This window comes from Pseudomonas sp. DL (genome assembly GCF_047199225.1).
Classification (GTDB): Bacteria; Pseudomonadota; Gammaproteobacteria; order Pseudomonadales; family Pseudomonadaceae; genus Pseudomonas; species Pseudomonas aeruginosa.
On sequence record NZ_CP178323.1, the window covers coordinates 2,302,998 to 2,321,660 of the forward strand.

Genomic DNA, 18,663 nt, shown 5'->3' on the forward strand with positions numbered 1-18,663 from the left:
CTTTGATTTAAAAAAATTTTCTCAGAAGGGTTGACGCCTCCCCGGACGCTCCATAAAATGCGCGCCACTTCCAGCGTGAAGCCAAACGCGAAACACTGGAAGCCGGAAAGATCTGTTGTAAGTTCCGGGCCGCGTCCCCTTCGTCTAGTGGCCTAGGACACCGCCCTTTCACGGCGGTAACAGGGGTTCGAGTCCCCTAGGGGACGCCATTGCGGGAATAGCTCAGTTGGTAGAGCACGACCTTGCCAAGGTCGGGGTCGCGAGTTCGAGTCTCGTTTCCCGCTCCAAATTCTACAACCTGGCTTCGGCGGGGTTGGTGAAAGTTAGGCGTCAAAGGTTCGGTTTCGGCCGAACGGGCAACAAGTTGTAACGCGGGAATAGCTCAGTTGGTAGAGCACGACCTTGCCAAGGTCGGGGTCGCGAGTTCGAGTCTCGTTTCCCGCTCCAAACATGATCCAGGTTTCGGCCTGGGTCGAAGAGAAAAGGGCCTTCGGGCCCTTTTTTCGTTTCTGCGATCCGCACCGCCCTGGTGCTTTTCCCGATTCCCCCCATGTTCCCCTCGGCAGGCCGCTGTCCCGCCGCATCTGCTTGCTCGATCGTCGAGACGAAAAAGGCCACTCGTGGAGTGGCCTTCTCTGGTGGAGCGACGGCGGCGATCAGGGCAGCGCTTTGAGCACCGTCAGCAGGCTGGTGAGGTTGTCGGCCACGCCCAGCTGGCCGATCTTCTCGGTGGCGCCGCCGGCGGCGCTGGTATCCAGACTGTAGATCTGCATCACGCCCATGTTGGAAGCGGCCAGGGCCAGGGCGTTCTGCTGTTGCTGGGCAGCTACCGAATTCTCGAACAGGATGCCGGTGGAGTGGGCCATGGTCTGGAAGATCGAGCCCAGCGCCATGGCCGGGGCTTCACCGATCACCTTGACGTTGGACTGGGTGACGGCATCGGTGATCTGGTTGTTTACTGCGGTTGGGAAGCTCATGGTGATTCTCCTGAATCATTGCGAAGGATGTACGGCGATTGCTTGGACCCGGCGGGTCAGGCTCAGGTGAAGGATTTCAGTACGGTCAGCAGGCTGGTGAGGTTGTCGGCCACGCCCAACTGGCCGACTTTCTCGGTGGCTCCGGCATCGGCGGCGGTGTCGAGGCTGTAGATTTGCATCACGCCCATGTTGGAGGCGGCCAGGGCCAGGGCGTTCTGCTGTTGCTGGGCGCTCACCGCGTTCTCGAAGAGAATCCCGGTGGAGTGGGCCATGGTCTGGTAGATGGTGCCCAGCGCCATGGCTGGCGCCTCACCGACGACCTTGACGTTGGACTGGGTGACGGCATCGGTGATCTGGTCGTTGACTGCGGTCGGAAAACTCATGATGTGACTCCCTGTGAGTGAACGGCACGGCTCATGTCGTGCTGTCTTGATGAACGCTCCAGCCAGGGAGTTGTGAATCCGTCGGCGCCAGGCCTGGCGGGCGGCGAAAATGCAAGCGCCCCGCGAGGCGGGGCGCTTGTCGGTGCGGTCTCATGCGGCGGGCGGGTCGGGCTTGTCCGGCGGCGGTGCGGACGTGTTGTGGTTGCTCTGGTTGAAGATGGCGATAGCGTTCTCCAGTTGCTGCTTGAGCGAGCCGAAGTTCTGCTCGAAGCACAGGCGTACCTCGCTCTTCACTAGGTTGGCCAGGCGGTCGGCAATCTGCGACATCACCAACTGGTTGGCGCTTGCCTGGCCGCTCTGCAGGTGGCCGGGACGCAGTTCGGCCAGGCTGCCGGCGGCATTGACCGCCTCAAGAATCGCCTGCTCGCCGCTGTCCTGGGCGCGGAGGGCCTGGGTCGAGGCCTGCTGGACGTTCTGCAGGATCTGGCGGATGGAGCCTTCGGAACGCTGCCGGCCGTTCTCGATCACCTGTTCGGCCTGCTGTCGCGCGTGCACGGCCGGATCGCTGCTGGCGTCGTTGCCGAGGCCGAGCTGGAACTGTCTCAACTGCTCGTGTTCTTCGCTGGTGAGGGGGCGTTTCAGCCAGCGTTGCGCCAGCTGGACCAGATTCCTTCCCAATTCTTCCGAGATCGACATGCGCGGACTCCTCTGCGATAGACGCGCGGTGCGCGGGGTGTCGTGGCGAGGCTTCAGTACTGCTGCGTGCCGTCCGCCGAGGGGGCCTGCGCGCTGCCGCCGGTATCGCCGGGGTAGGCGGCGGCAGCGGCCTGCAGGGTGCTGTAGGCGGTGCTCAACTGCACCGCCAACTGTCCAAGGCTGGCCGGGTCGTCCACGCTGTCTCCCTGGGACAGGGCCTGGAGCCAGCCTTGCAGGCATTCGGTGAGGAGTGCCTTGACCTGGGTGACGAGGGTTTCGAGTTCTTCCTTCATGACGCTTCTCCTGGGGTGGGTGCTCATCCGAGCAGTTTCAGCACGGCCAAGAGCTTGGCCGCATCGCTGTCCGATATTTCCAGCAGGCGCTTTCCGCTCGCCGGCCTGCTGGGGGGCGGTTGGTCCCGTGTCTCCTCGCTGGCGTCCGGCGAACGCTGCGCCGGGCGGTCCGCGGCGGCGAGCGCGCGGCGTCTGATGTAGCGTGCGTAGGCGCTCATCGGTCGCTCCTCAACTGCTGCGGGTGGAGATGCGCACGACCGAGGCGGGGGCGGCGAACCCTTCGAAGCGCTGCAGCTCTCGGTCCCGATGGGGCGCGCCGGCCAGGTCGACGGCGCCGATGGTTTCCTCCCAGTAGGCGCTGCCCAGTTGCACCAGCAGGCGTTGGGCATTCTCCAGCGAAGCGACCGGTACCCGGCCGTGGCGGTCCGCGGCGGCATAGTTGAGCAGGAGCGCCATGCGGATCGCTTCGTCCTGTACGTTGGAGTGCTCGACACCCTGGCCGTCGGCGCCCAGCAGATAGGAGCGCCAGTTGAGGACCTGGGCGAAGAGGCGCCGGTAGGCTTCGAACTGGAAGTAGCGATCCTCCTCGGAGCGGTAGAGCGCGCACTGACTTGCGAAGAACTGTTCCAGCGCGGGTTTCGCCCAGCCGGGTGTACCCGGGAGGTGTTCGCCCAGTTCGTCGAAGCCGCTCTGGCTTTCCGCCAGGGCATGGACGTACTGCATCTGTTGTGGGTCCAGGCGCTGTTCGCCCTGGTAGGCGATGGCCAGGCTGAGCTCCTTGAGCTGGTCGGTGCCGACGTATCCGTCGAGATGGCGCAGGCCACGGTTCAGGCGGTATTCCTGCAGCGAGTCGAAGAGGCCGGAGGCGCCGGTAATGAAATTGCTTCCCAGGTTGGTGTCGAAGCACAGCTCGGGGAACTTGCTGGCCAGATAGTTGCGGTAGTAGTAGGCATGGCCGATGCGCAGGCTGAACAGATCGCTCTCCAGCAGGCGGCGGTAGTAGCTGTTGCCGTCGGCGTCGCGGCTGGCCAGCGCCTGGCAGAGGTTCACGACGTTGGTGCGGGCGTAGTAGGCGACCAGGGCCTGGGTAGTCCCGCTGGTGATGTCGAAGCGGCGTAGCCGCAGGCCGGAGGCGGTCAGGCTGTTGCCGAAAAACAGTTCGTCGAAAAGGCCGGCGAGGGCGCTGGGCGCCTTGTCACGGTCCTGCAGGTTCTCCCGTTCGCGTAGCCGCGCCTTGCCCTGGCGGATGGTGTTGCCATAGCACTTCCAGGCATAGGCGGAGAGCGCTGCGTAGAAATCGTCCAGCGCGTTGGCGTTGCGCAGGAAGTAACCGCACAGCGACCGGTTGTCGTCGGACACCCCGGTCCCCTCTCCACAATGGATGTGCAGGACCACCTTGCGGGTTTCCGGCTTGCCGTCCAGGTAGTGGCGAAACACCGCGGCCTGTCCGAGGAGGAAGTCGAAGAACTGTCGGTACAGGCCGGTAGCGGTCTCCATGCCGAGCAGGTCGATGCCGACCAGCCGGGCCTGCGGTGGCTGCCCCTGCTGTATTTCGAAATGACGGAGGATCCTGTGCAGCTCGGCATCGAAGGCGGCTTCGCTGGCATAGCCATGCGCGGTGTGGGCGAGCAGGCGGTAGGCGGTCTTCTCGGAGGCGTTGAATTGTTCGAACAGGGAATCGAGGAAGGCCACCTCGTCTTCCCCCGTCGCCGTCTGGGTATGGCTGATTCCTTCGTGGAGGAGGAACCCCAGCGTCAGGCAGGCGAATTCGCCCGGATGGCGATCGCGGATGGCGCCGCGGGCCCAGTAGGCGTCGTCGAACGGCGTGTACTTGTTGCCGCTCCAGATCTTGCGGTTGAAGTAGCGGACGAACTGGTCCGTCTCGCTGTCGCGAACCGCGCTCGCATCGAGCAGTTCCAGGGTGCCGAGGTAGATCGCCGGCTGGTCGATGGCCGCTGGCGGCGAGGTCCGGCCAAAACGTTGCGCCAGGATGAGGCAGGCGAGATAGATGTTCTCCGCCGCGCATTCGCCGCGCAGGTAGCCCTGACGGTCGGTCGCGGCGAACGGATTGCGCCTGACCATCCGCTGCAGAGCCAGTTCGAACAGCTCATAGTGCGCGGCCTGGCGAGCCTCCTCCAGCGCCTTGCCGTCGACGTCCGGGGCGACGCCGCGGGCACTCATCAGCAGCCCGATCAGGGAAAGCTCCTGGCCTTTCTCCAGGCTCACCTGCCGCTCGCCGACGCGGAAGACCCGGCGGTCGCGCGTCCAGCGGCTGTTGCTTTCCACCGGCAGGATGCCGGCGAAGTGACTATGGAAGTCGAAGGGATAGCGATGGAACCTGACCGGTTCTTCCAGCTTGAAATAGGCCATGACGGCTCTCCTGTGCCAGGGCCGGACGCCGCCGGCCCCGCCGGTGGTGGCTACGATTGGGTGTCCTTGCCGCCGCGACTGGCGAGGGTCTCGCTGTACTTGGCGATGCTCTGGTCGATCTTGTCGATGGCGAAGCTGGCCGATTCCGCCTCGATCGCTCCGGCCGCCGCGGCTACCGCGGCGGCGGCGCCCATCAGCAGGTCGGTGGCGAGGGCGCCGAGCGCGTCCTCGGCAGCCTGGGCCAGCTTGTTTTCGGCGATGTTCTGGGTCATCTGCCGGAGCAGGATCGCCTGGCTGGCCAGGGCGATCTTGCTGACTCCGTCGAAGTAGCTGGCGGCGGATTGCGCCACCAGCCCGGAGGCCTGGCTGATCATCATGTTCGGCGCGATGGCGATCTGCGACGGCGCATAGCCGGCGGTTTCGCTGTTGCTCATCTGCACCGCCTGCACGACTTGACTGTTCAGGGCGCTGGTGTCCGGCGGCGGCGCCTCGGTCTGCTTGAGCAGGCGCTCGCTCATGCCGGCCAGCGGCGAAGGGCGCGACGGCAGCTTCACGTCGCCGTTGGCGGACGCCCTGCCGCCGCTGGCTGGCGTCTGCCGGCCGGCCTCGCCGGGGGCGGCGGCTTGCTCGCTGTCGCCGGATGGCGCGGGCGCGGATTTCTTGCCGAAGCCGAACATGTCTGGGCACTCCTGGGATCAAGGGGCGGGTCAGATACCTTTCTTGTCTTCTATCGCCATGATCATCGACACCGCCTTGGAAACCACCGCGGTGGAGATCTGGTTCAGGGCCTGCTGGCTGTAGACTGCGTTCTGCAGGGACAGGCCGGCGGAATGGCTGGCGATCTGGTAGAGCGCGGCGATGGCCTGGGCCGGGGCTTCGGCGACCACCTTGACGTTGGTCTGGGTGACGGCATCGGTGATCTGGGCATTCACAGCCGTGGGGTCAGCCATGGGACTCTCCTTGAATGGGCAGGTGCTCGTCGGGCAGGGGGCCGGTCGCACGGGCCTCGACTCGCTTGTCAGGAATGAACGCGGCTGCGTCTGTCTTGTGAAACGTCGCCGGCGAAAAAGTCGGCGCTCAGCCGCGAGCGCAGCAACTGCACGCGCTTGCGCACCAGCGGCGGGGCTATGCCGAGCTGGCTGGCGATGTCGGCATAGGGCAGTTCCTCGATGAAGCGCAGTTCGAAGAGCTGCTGCTGTTGGCGCGACAGCGAGGCCAGGGCCTTGTCCACCTGGTCGAGACGTTCCAGCTGCTCCAGGCGTTCCAGCGGCGAGCCGACGGCGGCGAAGCGCTCCAACTGGCCATCGTGCAGGTCGATGCCGCGGTCGATGAGGCGGTCCTCGCGGATCTGGTGGCGCGCGCTGTCCAGGTAGACGTGTTCCAGGACCAGGAACAGGAAGCCCTGGGGGTCGCGTACCCGCTCCGGTGACTGGCGCAGGAACAGCAGCGCCTTGACCGCGGTGCTCGACAGCCATTCTTCGGCCCGATGGCTGTTGCCGCGCGCAAGGCGTTGTGCGCGTTTGCGCAGGCCAGCCTGCGCGGCACGCCAGCTTTCCTCGAACAGGCGATCGGAACCGGTTTCGTTGCCGCCTGGCTGATTCGGACGATCCATAACCGCTACCTCCCTGGTTGCTCGTGTCGGCGAGCAGTCTGTGAGGCGGGCGGTGGGCGAGGCTGTTACCTGGGTGACAGGGGCGCGGCTGGTAGTTCGGCCTTGCGTCGCAGGCGACCGAGGTCGTTGATCAGGATCCGGTCGTTGCGGCAGCTGATCAGCCCTTCGCGTTTCCATATTTGCAGTTGCGCGTTGAGCTTCGGCCGGCTGGCGTTGAGCATCGCTGCTAGGATGCTCTGGTTGGTCGGTAGCGTCGCGCAGGCTCCCTCGGGTTGTTCGCTCGCCAGGCTGGCCAGGAGATGGCGCGCCAGGCGCGACTCCAGGCGATGCAGGCAGACCCTCTCGACGAAACCGGAGGCTTCGCGCAGGCGCGAACAGAGGAGGGCCAGCGCGCGGTTGAGGAATTCCGTGTCGGCGATCAACGGGGCGAAGTGACGTCGGTGGAGGATCAGCACCGACGCCGCGCCGGAGGCGTAGGCAGAGGTCTCGCGGCGGTTCGGCTGGATCAGCGCGGTTTCCCCGATCACTTCGCCAGGACGGATATCATTGACGATCAGCTCCCGCCCGTCCGGCCCGTAGAGCACGGTATAGAGGTGTCCGCCGAGGACCAGGCCGATGAAGTCTTCAGGGTCGTGCTTGAGGAACAGGACGTCCTTGTCGCGCAACCGGCGCTCCGACGCATGGGTCGCCACGTGCCGCAGCAGATCGGGCAGCCCGTGCAGCAGCGGGCACCGTTGCAGCAGGGTGTAGTGGCGTGAACAGCGGTCTTCCGTTGACTCGTTCGAGTGCATGCCTGCGCCTTCGCCAGATTGATCGGCAGCTCCGGCGAGGTACGACATGCTCGCTGCAGAGCAATCAGTGGGGACGTGTGCGGCGAAGGGGTGTGAAGCTCCGGCTACCCGGCAGAACTGCTAGGTACGGACTCGGCGCGCTCCGGCAATCGGGCGGGCGGTCCGTTTTTTATTCGGAAAGGGTAGCGAGGTTTGGGCTGGCGGGAGGCGGCCCCGAGCGCACGGATGGCGGTCGGGGCGGGACGGCCGGTGGCCGTGGCGGGCTCAGTGCCGCGGGCTGTCCTCGGGCAGCGCGAGCAACTGCTTTTCGCGGTTCCAGTCGAACGTTTCGCCGCGCTCTTCGGCTTCGTAGCGGCGCTCGTCGAGGCGCTGGAACAGGTCGATCTCTTCGTCCGGCATGAAGTGCAGGCAATCGCCGCCGAAGAACCACAGCAGGTCGCGCGGTACCAGGTGGGCGATCTGCGGATAGCGGTGGAAGACCTGGGAAATCAGGTCCTGGCCGAGGTATTGGGCGCCTTCCGGGTCGCGCGGCAGTTCGTCCATCAGTTCGTCGAAACGCTCGAGGAACAGCCCGTGGTTTTCTTCCGGCACCTGCTCGGCCTCGCCCAGGGCGCCGAGGATGTTGCGCAGGTGCTGGAGCAGGGCGAGGTGGTGCTCGAGGTAGGAGTTGGCCATGACGGGTCCTCTGGAAAAAAGCTGGGCAGTATAAAGGGTTTCGCGGCGCCGGCCAGTTTCAGCGGATCGCCGGGGACTGGCTCTGGCGCCGGCGGTTTTCCAGTTGCCGGCGTTCGCTGTCGAGGCGCCGCTGGTCCTGCTCCAGGCGCCAGCGCTGCTGGTCCAGTTGCTGCTGGCGGATCAGGTTGTCCTGCATCTGTCGCTGCTGCCGTTGCCGCTGCAGGTTCTGCTGCTGGCGTTGCAGTTGATCCTGCTGCAGTTGCAGGCGTTGTTCGTCGAAGCGCTGGCGCTGTTCCTGGAGCTGGCGTTGGCGCTGTTCGCCAGCGCGCTGCACCGCCTGCTGGTGCGGCTGCACGCCATAGGGCGCAGGCGGTGCGGCCTGCGCCGGGGGCAGGAGGAGAAACGAGGCTGCCAGGCCGGTGGCAAATAGCTTGAGCATGATGGCCTCCCGTACGTCAGGGATGTGCCCGTCGATTCTAGCCAATCGCCCGGGTTTGGGTGGGTGAAGACGACAAAGGCGCCGGAAGGCGCCTTTGTCGGTTGCGACCGTCGCTTTGCCGCGGAGTGTCAGCGGATCCTGCCGTCGGCCAGTTGCAGTTCCTCCTTGGCGAAGTCGTCGACGTCGATCACCTTGCGCCGTGCCGCTTCGGCCTGGTGCAGGGCCTGCGCCTGCTCGGCGCTCAGCACGCCGGCGGCGGCGCCGGCATCGATCGGGTTCTGCCCCGCTTGCGGCTGGACCCTGCCTTCCTTGATCGCCTTGTGCAGGGTTTTCTCCAGCGCGGCGCTTTCGCGTACCGCGTCGAAGGCGTGGGCGAGGGCACCGACCGGGTCCTGTGGGTCCTTCGGCAGGAACGCGCCAGCGAGGATCGCCTGCAACGCCGGGTCGTCGTCCGGACGGCCGAGGATTTCCGCGATCTCGGCGTCCAGTTCGTCGCCCGGCCCTTTGTGCCGGCGGCCGAACGGCAGTACCAGGACCTTCAGCGCGCAGCCGAAGAAGCGGCTGGGGAAGTTGTTCAGCAGGTCCTCCAGCGCCGCCTCGGCCTTGCCGAGGTTTTCCTCCATGGCCCAGCGCAGCAGCGGATGCAGGTAGTCCGGGTTGCCCAGGTCGTGGTAGCGCTTGAGCGCCGCCGAGCCCAGGTAGAGATAGCTGAGGACATCGCCGAGACGCGCGGAGAGGCGTTCCTTGCGCTTCAGTTCGCCGCCCAGCAGCATCATGCTGAAGTCGGCGAGCAGGGCGAAGGACGCCGCCAGGCGGTTCAGCGCGCGGAAGTAGGGACGGCTGATGCGGTCGCCGGGCGCGTTGCCGAGGTGGCCGCAGCTGAGACTGAGGAGGAAGCTGCTGGCGGCGTTGCCGACGGCGAAGCCGATGTGCTTCACCAGCAGCGCGTCGAACTCGCGGGCGGCCTGGTCCTTGTCCTCGCGCTGGGCCAGTTCCATTTCCTTGAGTACGTACGGATGGCAACGGATCGCGCCCTGGCCGAAGATCATCAGGTTGCGCGAGAGGATGTTCGCGCCTTCCACCGTGATGAAGATCGGCGCGCCCTGCCAGGAACGACCCAGGTAGTTGTTCGGGCCCATGATGATGCCCTTGCCGCCATGGATGTCCATGGCATGGGCGATGCACTCGCGGCCGCGCTCGGTGAGGTGGTACTTGAGGATCGCCGAAAGCACCGAGGGCTTCTCGCCGAGGTCCACCGCGTTGGCGGTGAGGATTCGCGCGCTGTCCATTAGCCAGGCGTTGCCGCCGATGCGGGCGAGCGCCTCCTGGATGCCTTCGAAGGCGGCGATCGGCACGTTGAACTGCTCGCGGACCTGAGCGTAGCGACCGCTGACGTAGCTGCTGGCCTTGCCAGCGCTGGTGCCCACCGCCGGCAGCGAGATGGAGCGTCCGACCGACAGGCAGTTCATCAGCATCATCCAGCCTTTGCCGATCATTTCCTGCCCGCCGATGATGTACTCCAGCGGCACGAACACGTCCTTGCCGGAGTTCGGACCGTTCATGAAGGCGGCGCCCAGCGGCACGTGGCGGCGGCCGATCTCGACCCCGGGGGTGTCGGTGGGAATCAGCGCCAGGGTGATGCCCAGGTCCTCCTCGTCGCCCAGCAGATGGTCCGGGTCGTGGCACTTGAAGGCCAGGCCGAGGAGGGTGGCCACCGGGCCGAGGGTGATGTAGCGCTTTTCCCAGGTCAGGCGCAGGCCGAGCACCTCGCGACCTTCCCATTCGCCCTTGCAGACGATGCCGACGTCGGTCATGCCGCCGGCATCGGAGCCCGCGTAGGGGCCGGTGAGGGCGAAGCAGGGGATGTCGTCGCCCTTGGCCAGGCTCGGCAGGTAGCGCTGGCGCTGCTCGTCGGTGCCGTAGTGGAGCAGCAGCTCGGCCGGGCCGAGGGAGTTCGGCACCATCACCGTCGAGGCCAGGTCGCCGCTACGGGTGGCGAGCTTCATCACTACCTGCGAGTGGGCGAAGGCGGAGAAGCCCTTGCCGCCGTACTCCTTGGGAATGATCAGGCCGAAGAAGCCGTGCTGCTTGATGAAGGCCCAGGCTTCTTCCGGCAGGTCCATGCGCTGGCCGATGTCCCAGTCGCTGACCATGGCGCAGAGTTCTTCGGTCGGGCCGTCGACGAAGGCCTGCTCTTCTTCGGTGAGTTGCGCCTTGGGGTAGTCGAGCAGTTTCTGCCAGTCCGGGCGGCCGCTGAACAATTCGCCATCCCACCACACGGTGCCCGCCTCGATGGCCTCGCGCTCGGTGTCGGACATCGGCGGCAGGACTTTCTGGAACCAGGCGAACAGCGGACCGCTGAGCACGCGCCGGCGCAGGTCGGGCAGGGCGAGGGGAAGCGCCACCGCCAGCCAGAGCAGCCAGAAGACCAGCAGCAGCCAGCCGGGCGCGTGGCTGAACACGCCCATCAGGATCAGGTAGGCGGCGCTGATGCCGAGCGCGGGAGCGGGTGGGGTACGCCGATGGGCGAGGTAAGCGACACCGAGTACCAGTACGACTAACCAGAGCAACAACATGCGGAATCCTCCATGAAGACGCCAGGCGGCGTCTCGAGCTTAGCCCGTTTGCCGCCGTTTGGCGGCAGGGCCGGTCAGCTTGGCCGGTTTGTCACGTTATAGGCGAAAACTTCCCGTTTAGACTGGGACAAATTGCCCGCCGGGAGCCCGCCATGCAGTCCTACCTACAATCCGGCCGCTTCGTGGATAGTGACCACCCGGTGGTGGTGGAGTTCGCGGAAAAATCCCGGGGGAATTCGGCGAAACCGCGTGACCAGGCGGTCGCGCTGTACTACGCGGTACGCGACGGGGTGCGCTACAACCCCTACGTGTTCAGCCGCGATCCGCAGACCCTGAAGGCCAGCCACGCGCTGCAGCAGGGCGAGTCCTATTGCGTGCCCAAGGCCATCCTGCTCGCCGCCTGTGCCCGGCATTGCCGGATTCCGGCGCGGATCGGCCTGGCCGACGTGCGCAACCACCTGGCCACGCCGCGCCTGCTGGAGGCGCTGCGCAGCGAGGTGTTCGCCATGCACGGCTATACCGAGCTGTACCTCGAGGGCCGCTGGGTGAAGGCCACCCCGGCGTTCAACCGTGCCTTGTGCCGCGCCTTCGACGTCGCTCCGCTGGAGTTCGACGGCGTCGCCGACAGCGTCTTCCATCCGTTCAACCGCCAGGGCGAGCGCTACATGGAATACCTGGCCGATCACGGCCAGTTCGCCGACCTGCCGGAGGAACTGTTCTTCTCCCACTTGCAGCAGCACTATCCGCACCTGTTCTCCGGCCGCCCGCTGGCCCTGGACGGCGATTTCCAGGCCGAGGCCGGGCAAGATGAAGGGCGTCGATAGTCACCATCAGCCGGCGCGTCTTCCTTCTTCGGTCCATCCTCGGTAGGGTGCGGCATGTCGTCCGGGCGCTCCGGCGACCCATCCGCCGCATCAACCGAAGAGGGAACGCAGAGTATGTTGACCATCTGGGGCCGGAAGAACTCGAGCAATGTGCGCAAGGCGTTGTGGTGCGCCGAGGAGGCTGGCCTGGAGTACCGGACGGTGGATGCCGGCGGGGCGTTCGGCCTGGTGGATGAGCCGGCGTTCCGCGCGATGAACCCGAACGGTCGGGTGCCGGTGATCGAGGACGACGGCTTCGTCCTCTGGGAGTCCAACGCCATCGTCCGCTACCTGGCCGCCCGCTATGCGCCGGGCGACCTCTATCCGCAGGACCCGGTGCGCCGCGCCGACGCCGACAAGTGGATGGACTGGACCACCTCGACTCTCGCCGGGCCGTTCCGCGACCTGTTCTGGGGAACGCTGCGTACGCCGCCGGAGCAACGCGACGAGGCCCTGATCGCAAAGGCGTTGCAGACCTGCGGCGAGTTGCTGCGGGTGCCGGACCAGACCCTGGCCGGCCAACCCTGGCTGTCCGGCGAACGCTTCGGCATGGGTGACATTCCCCTGGGCTGTTTCATCTACGCCTGGTTCGAGATGCCCATCGAGCGCCCGCCGCTGCCCCACCTCGAGGCCTGGTACCTGCGCTTGCGTGAGCGCCCGGCGTTCCGCACCGCGGTAATGACCGAACTGACCTGAGCCGGCTACTGTTGCATTTTGTTACCCGTAGCCTTATCTAGCTCTTCCTCTTCACCTTCCGACACGGGAAGCCTAATGAGTTCCGCCCTGTCCATCCGTCAATTGACGAAAACCTACGGCAACGGTTTCCAGGCCCTCAAGGGCATCGACCTGGACGTCGCCGAAGGTGATTTCTTCGCCTTGCTCGGCCCCAACGGCGCGGGCAAGTCCACCACCATCGGGATTCTCTCGACCCTGGTGAACAAGACCAGCGGTTCGGTCTCGGTGTTCGGCCACGACCTCGACAAGGACCCGGCCGGCCTCAAGCGTTGCCTTGGCGTGGTGCCGCAGGAGTTCAACTTCAACCAGTTCGAGAAGGTCTTCGACATCGTCGTGACCCAGGCCGGCTACTACGGCATCCCGGCGAAGATCGCCAAGGAGCGCGCCGAGCGCTACCTGACCCAACTGGGCCTGTGGGACAAGCGCAACGAAGCCTCGCGGATGCTCTCCGGCGGCATGAAGCGGCGCCTGATGATCGCCCGCGCACTGGTCCACCAGCCGCGCCTGCTGATCCTCGACGAGCCCACCGCCGGGGTCGACATCGAGCTGCGTCGTTCGATGTGGAGCTTCCTCACCGAACTCAACCAGGAAGGCATCAGCATCATCCTCACCACCCACTACCTGGAAGAGGCGGAGCAGCTCTGCCGCAACATCGCCATCATCGACCACGGCGAGATCGTGCAGAACACCAGCATGCGTGACCTGCTGATGACCCTGCATTCGGAAACCTTCCTGCTCGACCTGAAGAACGTCCAGGCCCTGCCGCCGACTCTCGACGGCTACCCGACGCGGCTGGTGGACGATCACACCCTCGAAGTGCAGGTGGAGAAAAGCCAGGGCATCAACGATCTGTTCGCCCAGTTGGGCGCACAAGGCATCGAGGTACTGAGCCTGCGCAGCAAGACCAATCGCCTGGAGGAGCTGTTCGTGTCGCTGGTGGAGAAGAACCTGACGAGGATCGCCCGATGAGCAGCGAGCTGAGCGCCAACCTGGTCGCCCTGAACACTATCGTCTACCGCGAGGTGCGCCGCTTCACCCGGATCTGGCCGCAGACCCTGCTGCCGCCGGCGATCACCATGGTCCTGTACTTCGTGATCTTCGGCAATTTGATCGGCCGCCAGATCGGCGATATGGGCGGCTTCACCTACATGGAATACATCGTGCCCGGCCTGATCATGATGTCGGTGATCACCAACGCCTACGGCAACGTGGTGTCGAGCTTCTTCGGCAGCAAGTTCCAGCGCTCGGTGGAGGAGCTGCTGGTGTCGCCGGTATCGCCGCACACCATCCTCCTCGGCTACACCATCGGCGGCGTACTGCGCGGCCTGGCGGTGGGGGTGATCGTGACCATGCTGTCGCTGTTCTTCACCAAGCTGCAGGTGCACCACCTGGGCATCACGGTGCTGGTGGTGGTGCTTACCGCGACCATTTTCTCCCTGGGCGGTTTCATCAACGCGGTGTTCGCGCGCAACTTCGACGACATCTCGATCATCCCGACCTTCGTGCTGACGCCGCTGACCTACCTGGGCGGGGTGTTCTACTCGATCAACCTGCTGCCGCCGTTCTGGCAGACCGTGTCGCTGGCCAACCCGATCCTGCACATGGTCAACGCCTTCCGCTACGGCATCCTCGGCGTCTCCGACATTCGCATCGGCGTGGCCATCGGCTTCATGCTGCTGGCCACCGCGGTGCTCTATCTCGGCTGCGTAAGGCTGCTGGTGAGCGGGCGTGGCATGCGCCAATGAAACGCTCGAAGGCATGAAACAGAAGCCCCCGTCATGGGGGCTTCGCGTTTCATCGGCGCGGGCGAGCGAAATCGATGACGAAACGGGTCCAGCCGTCGGCAGACTCGCAGCGGATCTCGCCGCCGTGGGCCTGGACGATGGAGCGGCAGATCGCCAGGCCGAGCCCGGCGTGTTCACCCTGGCCTTCGCGGCGCGCCGGATCGGCACGATAGAACCGGTCGAACAGGCGCGGCAAGCGCTCGGGAGGAATCGCCGGACCCTGGTTCTCCACGCTCAGGCGTCGGTCGCCGAGACGGATACGTATCTCGCCGCCATCGGCGGTGAAGCGCAGGGCGTTGTCCAGCAGGTTGGCCAGCACCCGCCGCAGCATGCCGCGGTCGCCGGGCAGGCTCAGGCTGCCTTCGCGCAGCAGGCGGATGTCGCGGTCTTCCGCCAGCGGCTGGTAGAACTCCAGCAGCGAGTCGACTTCCGCGCCCAGGTCCAGGGCCTGGCGGCTGGGCGCCAGCAGGCCGTGGTCGGCCTTGGCCAGCAACAGCATGTCGTTGACCATCGCGGTGAGCCGTTCCAGCTCCTCGAGGTTGCCGTGCAGGGCCTCGCGATAATCCTCCAGCGAGCGTGGGCGGGACAATACCACCTGGGTCTGGGTCAGCAGACTGGTGAGCGGGGTGCGCAACTCGTGGGCGATGTCGGCGGAGAACGCCGAGAGGCGCTGGAAGGCTTCTTCCAGGCGCGCCAGCATGGCGTTCAGCTCGCCGGCCAGTCCGCGCAGCTCCTCTGGCATCCGGCTGGCGTCGAGGCGGGTGGTGAGGGAGTTGGCGGAAACCCGCGCGGCGACTTCGCGCATCCGTCGCAGCGGCGCCAGGCTGGCGCCGGTGGCCCAGGCGCCGAGCAGCGCCGTGGCCAGCGCCGACAGGCTCATGGTCAGCCAGATCAACTGGCGCATGCGTTGCAGGAAGTGCTGGTGATGACTGATGTCGAGGATCACGGTAAGTCGCGGCGAAGCGTCGTTGCCGGGCTCCAGCGGGGCGCCGAGTTCGCGGTTGGCGGGCAGGCCGGGATGCGCAGGCTGCGGCAGGCGCTCGAACCAGAGGTTGCCATCCGGGCCGTTCAGACGCAGGCCGAGGTCGGGATGGCGTGCCAGTTCGCGCAGCAGTTCCGCTTCGCGGCGGCGCATCTGTTGTTCCGAGCCGAGGCCGCGCAGCTCATCGCGAAACACCGCGAGCTTGGCGGACATCGCCATATGGTCGAGCTCGACGAAATGCTCGTCGATGGCCCTGCTGAAGATCAATCCGGCGATCAGCGAGACCGCCGCCGTGCAGGCGGCGAACAGCAGGCTCAGGCGGACGCCGAGGGACATCCGCGAGCCGAACCCGGCGCTCATTCGTCGCGCTCTTCGAGAACGTAGCCCATGCCGCGCACGGTATGGATCAGGCGCTGCGGGTAGTCGTCGTCGACCTTGGCGCGCAGGCGGCGGATGGCCACCTCGATGACGTTGGTATCGCTGTCGAAGTTCATGTCCCAGACCTGCGAGGCGATCAGCGACTTGGGCAGCACCTCGCCGCTGCGCCGCAGCAGCAGTTCGAGCAGGGCGAACTCCTTGGCGGTGAGGTCGATCCGCTTGCCCTGGCGTTGCACCCGGCGGCGCAGCAAATCGAGTTCGAGGTCGGCCAGTTGCAGGGTGGTCTCCTGCAACTGCTGGCTGCCCCGGCGCAGCAGGGTGCGCACCCGGGCGAGCAGTTCGACGAAGGCGAACGGCTTCACCAGGTAATCGTCGGCGCCTTGTTCGAGGCCGCGCACGCGGTCCTCTACGGCATCGCGGGCGGTCAGGAACAGCACCGGTACGGTCATCCCGGCGTCGCGCACGCTGCGCAGGATCTGCCAGCCGTCACGGCCGGGCAGCATGACGTCGAGGATCAGCAGGTCGTAGTCGCCGCCCAGGGCCAGTTGCTCGCCCTCGTTGCCATCGTCGCTCAGGTCGACGGCGAAGCCTGCCTCGGCGAGCCCCTGGCGCAGGTACTGGCCGATGCGCGGTTCGTCTTCGACGATCAGCAGTTTCATGTTCATCCCTCGTTACATTTGCCGGCCATGCCGACCTGTTTCTGACAGCATCGTAATCAGTGGGTAACGGGGGCGACAGTGGCCCCCGCGCAGACTACAGGGGAACTCATTCGAGGAGACTTCCCATGCGTACCTTCACTGCCTCCACCCTCGCTTTCCTGCTGGTCCTCGCCCCGACCGTTCCGGCCATGGCCGACAGCGGCGGCGACATCGTCTTCGAGCGCATGCAGGCCCAGGCCGCCAAGGCTCGTGCCGCGCACCAGGAAAAACTGGCGAAGCAGGCCGAAGCGACGAAGAAGGACAAGGAAAACTGCTGATCGCCAGTTCTTCCACCCCCGGCTCCACACGGGATGACGGAGGGCTCCGATCCCGTCTTCACCCGCCACCGGTTCCCTGGTTTCCGGTCGGCGGGTTTTTTATGCCCGTCGGTGGCGCTGGGCGATCTTAGCCTTCGCGGTCCGCAACGGCGGCAAGCTGACAAAGATGTAATGCTCCCGACAGCCAGCCGGCAGGCGCAGCGACACAGGATAGGCGACATCAACCCGATGGAGATTCCCCGTATGTTTCCGCGCCGCCTGCTTCCCGCTTCCCTGATCGTCCTCGGCGTGCTTTTCGGTGCCAGCGCCCAGGCTTCACCGGCCCACGGCCAGGCCTTCGGCAAGCCGGCCCAGGCCGCGCAGGCCAGCCGCAGCATCGAGGTGGTGCTCGGCGACATGTACTTCAAGCCGCGGGCGATCGAGGTCAAGGCCGGCGAGACGGTCCGCTTCGTGCTGAAGAACGAAGGCAAGCTGTTGCACGAGTTCAACCTGGGAGACGCGGCGATGCATGCCGAGCACCAGAAGGAGATGCTGGAGATGCAGCAGTCCGGGATGCTTACCCCGACCGGCATGGCGTCGATGGACCATAGTCAGATGGGCCACGGCATGGCCGGCATGGACCATGGCCGGATGATGAAGCACGACGACCCCAACAGCGTGCTGGTCGAGCCGGGCAAGAGCGCCGAGCTGACCTGGACCTTCGCCAAAGCCACCCGGCTGGAGTTCGCCTGCAACATCCCCGGCCACTACCAGGCCGGGATGGTCGGTCAACTGACCGTGCAGCCCTGAGCCGGCGGACGGCCGGCGTGAAGATGCCGGCCGATCCGTATACACTTGCCGCCGCCCGCCAGTGCGGCGCGGCGCGCGGGGAAGGGCCCTGCGCGATTCATCCAGCAGGTTTCCCGCATGCAGCATCCCGCCGAACATTCGCCGCTGGGCAAGACCAGCGAATACGTCTCCAGCTACACGCCGTCGCTGCTGTTCCCCATTTCACGCACGGCGAAATGGGCCGAGCTTGGCCTGAGCGCCGAGACTCTGCCTTATCGCGGCGTGGATATCTGGAATTGCTACGAGCTGTCCTGGCTGACCCCGGCCGGCAAGCCGGTGGTGGCGATCGGCGAGTTCTCGATCCCGGCGGACTCGCCGAACATCATCGAGTCGAAGTCGTTCAAGCTCTACCTCAATTCCCTCAACCAGTCCGCCTTCGACAGTCGCGAGGCGCTCCGTACGGTGTTGGAGAAAGATCTCTCGTCCGCTGCCGGGGCGCCCGTGGGCGTGCGCCTGCGCAGCCTCGACGAGGTGGCCGAGGAGGGCATCGGGCGTCTGCCGGGGCGCTGCATCGACGAGCTGGACATCGCCGTCGACGGCTACGAGCAGCCGCGCCCGGAACTGCTGCGCTGCGACGCCGGGCGGATCGTCGAGGAGCAGCTCTACAGCCACCTGCTCAAGTCCAACTGCCCGGTCACCGGCCAGCCCGACTGGGGCACCCTGGTGGTCGACTACCAGGGCCCGGCGCTGGACCCGGCCAGCCTGCTGGCCTACCTGGTTTCCTTCCGCCAGCACCAGGACTTCCACGAACAGTGCGTCGAACGCATCTTCCTCGACCTGCAGCGCCTGTTGCAGCCGCAGGCGCTCAGCGTCTACGCGCGCTACGTACGCCGTGGCGGCCTGGATATCAATCCCTACCGCAGCCTGGCGGAGGTCGCACCGGACAACCGACGCCTGGTGCGCCAGTAACGCCTCGCAACACGCGGATACGAAAAAGCCCCGGCCATGCCGGGGCTTTTCATTTCGGCAAGTCGTTCAGATACCCATGTTGGCCAGGCTCTGCACGATGGAGCGGAGCGTGCCGGCGAGGGTCGGGTGGCTGACCTCGAAGCGCTCGACGGCGAGGTTGACCCCATCGACCAGGCTGCCTTCGTTGAGGGCGTCCTCGTTGGCCAGTTTCAGTTCGATGTCCCTGATCAGGAGTTCCAGTTCGGCGCGCTGCTCTTCGTTCAGCGGCGGTTGTTGCTCCAGTTGCTCGCGCAGGGCGGACAGTTCGCGCAGCAGACTCTCTTTCGGCATGGTATTTCCCTCGACGTACAAGTCTTCGGTGGACCTCCGGCGGGCGCCGAAAGGTCCGTCCATGCC

At 65.9% G+C, this 18,663-nt stretch carries 23 protein-coding genes and 3 tRNA genes; 10 read left to right on the top strand and 16 right to left on the bottom strand.

Going from position 1 to position 18,663, the window contains the following annotated elements:
• Positions 1-133 precede the first annotated feature (133 nt).
• The 3 genes from ACI766_RS10830 (at position 134) to ACI766_RS10840 (ending at position 447) form a co-directional block, all read left to right on the top strand.
• Positions 134-209: transfer RNA gene (locus ACI766_RS10830), tRNA-Glu, on the top strand.
• A gap of 2 nt (positions 210-211) precedes the next feature.
• Positions 212-287, top strand: a tRNA-Gly gene (locus ACI766_RS10835).
• An 84-nt stretch (positions 288-371) separates the two neighbouring features.
• Positions 372-447: transfer RNA gene (locus ACI766_RS10840), tRNA-Gly, on the top strand.
• A gap of 209 nt (positions 448-656) precedes the next feature.
• Here the strand turns inward: ACI766_RS10840 and ACI766_RS10845 are convergent.
• The 13 genes from ACI766_RS10845 to ACI766_RS10905 all read right to left on the bottom strand — a co-directional run bounded on the left by ACI766_RS10845 (position 657) and on the right by ACI766_RS10905 (position 10,812).
• Complete coding sequence (locus ACI766_RS10845; protein WP_003108983.1) at positions 657-977, bottom strand: RebB family R body protein; 321 nt, start codon at positions 975-977, stop codon at positions 657-659.
• A 62-nt stretch (positions 978-1,039) separates the two neighbouring features.
• Positions 1,040-1,360, bottom strand: a complete 321-nt coding sequence (locus ACI766_RS10850) for a RebB family R body protein (RefSeq protein ID WP_003108980.1) — start codon at positions 1,358-1,360, stop codon at positions 1,040-1,042.
• A gap of 150 nt (positions 1,361-1,510) precedes the next feature.
• Positions 1,511-2,056, bottom strand: a complete 546-nt coding sequence (locus ACI766_RS10855) for a hypothetical protein (protein ID WP_003090901.1) — start codon at positions 2,054-2,056, stop codon at positions 1,511-1,513.
• A gap of 53 nt (positions 2,057-2,109) precedes the next feature.
• A complete protein-coding gene (locus tag ACI766_RS10860) occupies positions 2,110-2,349 on the bottom strand; it encodes a hypothetical protein (protein WP_003116567.1) in 240 nt (79 codons plus the stop codon).
• A gap of 23 nt (positions 2,350-2,372) precedes the next feature.
• On the bottom strand, positions 2,373-2,567 hold the full coding sequence (locus ACI766_RS10865) for a hypothetical protein (protein WP_003116569.1): 195 nt from the start codon (positions 2,565-2,567) through the stop codon (positions 2,373-2,375).
• A gap of 10 nt (positions 2,568-2,577) precedes the next feature.
• Complete coding sequence (locus tag ACI766_RS10870; protein ID WP_016253301.1) at positions 2,578-4,719, bottom strand: hypothetical protein; 2,142 nt, start codon at positions 4,717-4,719, stop codon at positions 2,578-2,580.
• A gap of 50 nt (positions 4,720-4,769) precedes the next feature.
• The gene (locus tag ACI766_RS10875) at positions 4,770-5,396 is read right to left on the bottom strand and encodes a hypothetical protein (RefSeq protein WP_003116571.1); all 627 of its coding nucleotides are present in this window, start codon (positions 5,394-5,396) and stop codon (positions 4,770-4,772) included.
• Between the two features lie 30 nt (positions 5,397-5,426).
• On the bottom strand, positions 5,427-5,669 hold the full coding sequence (locus ACI766_RS10880; protein WP_003090893.1) for a RebB family R body protein: 243 nt from the start codon (positions 5,667-5,669) through the stop codon (positions 5,427-5,429).
• 68 nt (positions 5,670-5,737) lie between these two features.
• Complete coding sequence (locus ACI766_RS10885) at positions 5,738-6,331, bottom strand: RNA polymerase sigma factor (RefSeq protein WP_003090892.1); 594 nt, start codon at positions 6,329-6,331, stop codon at positions 5,738-5,740.
• A gap of 65 nt (positions 6,332-6,396) precedes the next feature.
• Positions 6,397-7,122 (bottom strand): Crp/Fnr family transcriptional regulator, encoded by a 726-nt coding sequence (locus tag ACI766_RS10890; RefSeq protein ID WP_003108957.1) that lies wholly within the window; start codon positions 7,120-7,122, stop codon positions 6,397-6,399.
• A gap of 264 nt (positions 7,123-7,386) precedes the next feature.
• Positions 7,387-7,797 carry a PA2817 family protein gene (locus tag ACI766_RS10895; RefSeq protein WP_003090890.1) on the bottom strand — a complete coding sequence of 137 codons (411 nt, stop codon included), beginning with the start codon at positions 7,795-7,797 and terminating at the stop codon, positions 7,387-7,389.
• A gap of 58 nt (positions 7,798-7,855) precedes the next feature.
• Complete coding sequence (locus ACI766_RS10900) at positions 7,856-8,236, bottom strand: PA2816 family glutamine-rich protein (protein WP_003090889.1); 381 nt, start codon at positions 8,234-8,236, stop codon at positions 7,856-7,858.
• Between the two features lie 128 nt (positions 8,237-8,364).
• Positions 8,365-10,812, bottom strand: coding sequence for an acyl-CoA dehydrogenase (locus ACI766_RS10905; protein WP_003108955.1), 2,448 nt, complete (start codon positions 10,810-10,812; stop codon positions 8,365-8,367).
• 152 nt (positions 10,813-10,964) lie between these two features.
• Between ACI766_RS10905 and ACI766_RS10910 the strand changes: the two genes are divergently transcribed.
• The 4 genes from ACI766_RS10910 (at position 10,965) to ACI766_RS10925 (ending at position 14,155) form a co-directional block, all read left to right on the top strand.
• Positions 10,965-11,636 carry a transglutaminase-like domain-containing protein gene (locus ACI766_RS10910; protein ID WP_003098789.1) on the top strand — a complete coding sequence of 224 codons (672 nt, stop codon included), beginning with the start codon at positions 10,965-10,967 and terminating at the stop codon, positions 11,634-11,636.
• A 114-nt stretch (positions 11,637-11,750) separates the two neighbouring features.
• Positions 11,751-12,371 carry a glutathione S-transferase family protein gene (locus tag ACI766_RS10915; RefSeq protein ID WP_003108953.1) on the top strand — a complete coding sequence of 207 codons (621 nt, stop codon included), beginning with the start codon at positions 11,751-11,753 and terminating at the stop codon, positions 12,369-12,371.
• 75 nt (positions 12,372-12,446) lie between these two features.
• The gene (locus tag ACI766_RS10920; protein ID WP_087823746.1) at positions 12,447-13,379 is read left to right on the top strand and encodes an ABC transporter ATP-binding protein; all 933 of its coding nucleotides are present in this window, start codon (positions 12,447-12,449) and stop codon (positions 13,377-13,379) included.
• Positions 13,376-14,155 (top strand): ABC transporter permease, encoded by a 780-nt coding sequence (locus tag ACI766_RS10925; RefSeq protein WP_003090884.1) that lies wholly within the window; start codon positions 13,376-13,378, stop codon positions 14,153-14,155. Before ACI766_RS10920 ends, ACI766_RS10925 begins: the two co-directional genes overlap by 4 nt.
• 49 nt (positions 14,156-14,204) lie before the next feature.
• Here the strand turns inward: ACI766_RS10925 and ACI766_RS10930 are convergent, their stop codons facing one another.
• On the bottom strand, positions 14,205-15,536 hold the full coding sequence (locus tag ACI766_RS10930) for a sensor histidine kinase (protein ID WP_003090883.1): 1,332 nt from the start codon (positions 15,534-15,536) through the stop codon (positions 14,205-14,207).
• Complete coding sequence (locus tag ACI766_RS10935) at positions 15,533-16,213, bottom strand: heavy metal response regulator transcription factor (RefSeq protein ID WP_003098784.1); 681 nt, start codon at positions 16,211-16,213, stop codon at positions 15,533-15,535. The genes ACI766_RS10930 and ACI766_RS10935 overlap by 4 nt, the downstream gene beginning before the upstream one ends.
• A 125-nt stretch (positions 16,214-16,338) precedes the next feature.
• On the opposite strand from ACI766_RS10935, the gene ptrA reads away from it, so the two are divergent.
• The 3 genes from ptrA to queF all read left to right on the top strand — a co-directional run bounded on the left by ptrA (position 16,339) and on the right by queF (position 18,267).
• Positions 16,339-16,530, top strand: a complete 192-nt coding sequence (gene ptrA / locus ACI766_RS10940; protein ID WP_003090881.1) for a T3SS anti-activator PtrA — start codon at positions 16,339-16,341, stop codon at positions 16,528-16,530.
• Positions 16,531-16,701: 171 nt separating this feature from the next.
• The gene (locus tag ACI766_RS10945) at positions 16,702-17,319 is read left to right on the top strand and encodes a plastocyanin/azurin family copper-binding protein (protein ID WP_003119888.1); all 618 of its coding nucleotides are present in this window, start codon (positions 16,702-16,704) and stop codon (positions 17,317-17,319) included.
• 117 nt (positions 17,320-17,436) lie between these two features.
• On the top strand, positions 17,437-18,267 hold the full coding sequence (gene queF, locus ACI766_RS10950) for an NADPH-dependent 7-cyano-7-deazaguanine reductase QueF (RefSeq protein WP_003090879.1): 831 nt from the start codon (positions 17,437-17,439) through the stop codon (positions 18,265-18,267).
• Positions 18,268-18,333: 66 nt separating this feature from the next.
• Here the strand turns inward: queF and ACI766_RS10955 are convergent, their stop codons facing one another.
• On the bottom strand, positions 18,334-18,597 hold the full coding sequence (locus ACI766_RS10955; protein WP_003090878.1) for a DUF4404 family protein: 264 nt from the start codon (positions 18,595-18,597) through the stop codon (positions 18,334-18,336).
• Positions 18,598-18,663 lie beyond the last annotated feature (66 nt).